Annotated in this window: 1 protein-coding gene; it reads right to left on the bottom strand. The window is 28.8% G+C overall.

Features of this window, described 5'->3' with window-relative positions; all coding sequences use genetic code 11:
- Positions 1–357 precede the first annotated feature (357 nt).
- The gene (locus FGQ66_RS14980) at positions 358–912 is read right to left on the bottom strand and encodes a tyrosine-type recombinase/integrase (protein WP_002295761.1); all 555 of its coding nucleotides are present in this window, start codon (positions 910–912) and stop codon (positions 358–360) included.
- Positions 913–1,509 lie beyond the last annotated feature (597 nt).

Below are 1,509 nucleotides of genomic sequence, written 5' to 3'. Positions count from 1 at the left end.
TTGTGGTTAAAAACATTGTACCGTAAAAGGGCTGTTACATGGCCTTTTATCTTTTACACAATTATATGGACTTTATCAATATTTTATTGATTCGAACTGTGGTATTTATTAAGTTAGTTTATTGCATGGTTTTTATATTTCATATCACGAGCTATAATTCTATTTCTATTATCCTATTTAGATTTTGAAGAACTAAAATGTTTTTGTTGATTCATACAGACCATTTTGAAAATTCCAAGATTTTTAAGAAGTCCAACTAACTTAAAAAACCTTCAAGAATATCTTGGAGGTTTTTTATTTTTTTCGAAATAGGAGAATCGATTCAATATATTAATTTTTGTTACAAGCAGGTACTTACTAAATACCTAATTTAAAGCCTTTTAAAGAAGCGCCAATTTCGTCTTCTGTTATTCCAATGTATCTTTTAGTAATCGATTGAGAACTATGATTAAAAATAAACATTAAGGTAGCAATGTCTCTAGTTTTCTTGTAGTAGTGATACCCAAAAGTTTTTCTTAATGTATGTGTTCCTATATCATCTCTTCCTAATTTTTCTGCTATATCTGCATATATCTGATAGACACGATCCCTTGTTATATGTCGACCTTGTTGCCGACTTGGAAATAACCAATCATTTTCTTCTTTACCTTCAGTATATAATAAAATCTCTTCTCTCAAATTATCTATAAAAATCGGTTTTCGCTTACCTGTTTTATGTTCAACAATAATAGGCTTACTTTTACCTCGTATATCTCCAACTTTTAATCCTATAATATCTGACATACGTAATCCATTATTGATGCCAAACAAAAATAAAAAACTATCTCTTTCCGGATTACTTGTTCTTCTTAGCCAAAACTGAAAATCTTGTATCTCTTCATTTGTCCTTAACGGTTGTACATTATAGCTCACTATTGTTTCCCTTCTTAAAAATATTCTGAGTTCATGATTATATATATATTTTACCATAATCATGAACTTATATATATACTCTGTTAAAAGTGAAGAAAATCAAGGGGTTTAGTTTATGATTTTATATCATTTCAGTAACTCAGAATATTCCGACTTTTTTGTACAAAAAAATTAACCTTACTTATATGAAGATTCTAAGCTCTTATTTAAATTTTAGACGGGCAGTTATCCGTAGAAGTTCTTAGAATAGCTAATTTACATAATTAAATTATATGAAATTTAAGTTTGAACAATATACTAAGAACTCCCCTTACTATAAAGTGAAATAAATTAGCATATGAATAACCGTGCTACCAAGCTTTTCATTAATAAAATATTTTTATTAATATTTTATAACTTTACGCAAGATCATAATTTTGTCTGTGTAGATATGGGAGCGTCAATAATTTTGTGTAAATGATTCTTCCCTACTGCAGATTGTTTCTAATTCTCAATCAGTTGGCTTAGCATTTGTTCAAGTTCGCCTTCGGCCTGTTGGAAACCTTTATGACTGCGACCTAGGAATTTTTGGTTGTAAGTATCAAAAGACGAGACTAA

It is taken from the genome of Enterococcus sp. BSD2780061688st2 D3, from assembly GCF_005844145.1.
GTDB classification, from domain to species: domain Bacteria; phylum Bacillota; class Bacilli; order Lactobacillales; family Enterococcaceae; genus Enterococcus_B; species Enterococcus_B durans.
This window is presented reverse-complemented; position numbering and strand designations above follow the sequence as displayed.